At 37.8% G+C, this 1690-nt stretch carries 1 pseudogene; it reads right to left on the bottom strand.

Going from position 1 to position 1690, the window contains the following annotated elements:
* Positions 1 to 318: 318 nt before the first annotated feature.
* Positions 319 to 1611 (bottom strand): annotated as a pseudogene (asnB, locus tag BM213_RS14325) (asparagine synthase (glutamine-hydrolyzing)); the annotation flags it as partial.
* Positions 1612 to 1690: the final 79 nt, after the last annotated feature.

The raw sequence follows: 1690 nt of genomic DNA, 5'->3' as shown, positions 1-1690 counted from the left end.
TATACTAAATATACCATAAACAATAGATAAAATAAACACATCTAATAAATTTATCAAAAAAAATACGCAATTCATCCCCTTGTCTAAAGACAGGGACTTTCTTGCGCTTCCCCCGTAAACTACTGTCATTTGACAACAATGAATAAGAACATCATGTCTCGTCTCATATGCCCAAATATATGAAACCCCAGCTATCTGAACATAGCTGGGGTTATTAGTCCATCATCTTTATGGATTGGTACATTTGTCGTCGATCCCCCGGAGTTTTTGCAAGATTGGAGGCCGACAATAGAAGACAGGCAACGAAAATCAGTCAAATTAGATTAATAGCGACAGCTTGTCTTTTCTATATATATTGTCTTTTCTATATATATTTGTAAAATCGTATTTCTTTTCCATGTATACTTGATGCCAAATCATAAAAGCAAGGACGGTCCAGATTTTTCGGCTATGGTCTGCTTTATCTTTGCAATGTTCGTCTAGTAAACGATACAATACATCTTTATTAAATAAATGATCGGTTGCGCTTTCTTTTATAATGTTTTTCGCCCAATCATGCATTTCATTTTTTAACCAATGACGAATTGGCACCGGAAATCCTAATTTTTTGCGATTTAAAACATGATCTGGAACAATTCCTTTTGCTGCTTTTCGTAGGATATATTTCGTCGTTTTGTTTGTCGTTTTCATTTCCGGAGCAATTTTGGCGGCTACTTCAAATACCTTTTTATCTAAAAATGGAACCCTTAACTCTAATGAATGGGCCATCGTCATTTTGTCGGCTTTTAATAAAATATCGCCTCGCAGCCATGTATGAATATCAATATATTGCATCCGGTTTACAGGAGGATAATGAGTTGTTTCTCTATAAAAAGGAGCTGTAATATATATATATTCTAATCCCCTCTTATATCCTTTTAGCAGTTCTTGTTTTTCTGTCTCGCTATACATTTTCGCATTGCCGATATATCGTTCTTCCATTGGTGTTGTACCGCGCTCAATAAAGCTTTTTCCTTTTATTCCTTCCGGGAGTAGCCCTGCAATCACTCTCAAAGCTGATTTAACCGTACTTGGCATTCGCTCAAAAAGTTCCAATGACTGTGGCTCACGATAAATGTTGTAACCGCCAAATAACTCGTCAGCTCCCTCACCGGAAAGAACGACCGTTACATGCTTTCTTGCTTCCCGGGCAACAAAATAAAGCGGTACTGCCGCAGGATCGGCAAGTGGATCATCCATATGCCACATAACTTTCGGTAATTCCGCCATATATTCCTCTGGTGAAATGACATAGCTAATATTCTCAACGCCCAGCTTTTCCGCTGTTTCTTTTGCCACATCAATTTCACTGAAGCCTTCCCGCTCAAAGCCGACAGAAAATGTCTTGATATTAGGATTGAATTGTTTAGCAATTGCTGCAATGAAGGATGAATCAATTCCTCCTGATAAAAACGAACCTACCGGCACATCGCTGCGCATATGCACTTGCACGGAATCGAACAGCGCGTTGCGAATTTCTTTGACAAGTTCATCTTCTGATTTGATGATAGGTTGGAATTTGGTTTTCCAATAGCGATGAATGGTTAATTTTTCACCGATTTTTTTCTTAATATCTCATATTTCGCACCTTGGTAGGGCGGAACAAAAGGATTTTTTATTCAGTTTTTTAGAATAACTTTTAAACCAACAC

Origin of the sequence: Anoxybacillus pushchinoensis (assembly GCF_900111795.1) — a bacterium.
GTDB lineage: Bacteria > Bacillota > Bacilli > Bacillales > Anoxybacillaceae > Anoxybacillus > Anoxybacillus pushchinoensis.
Note: the sequence above shows the minus strand (reverse complement) of the source record. Positions and strands in the feature narration are given on the sequence as shown.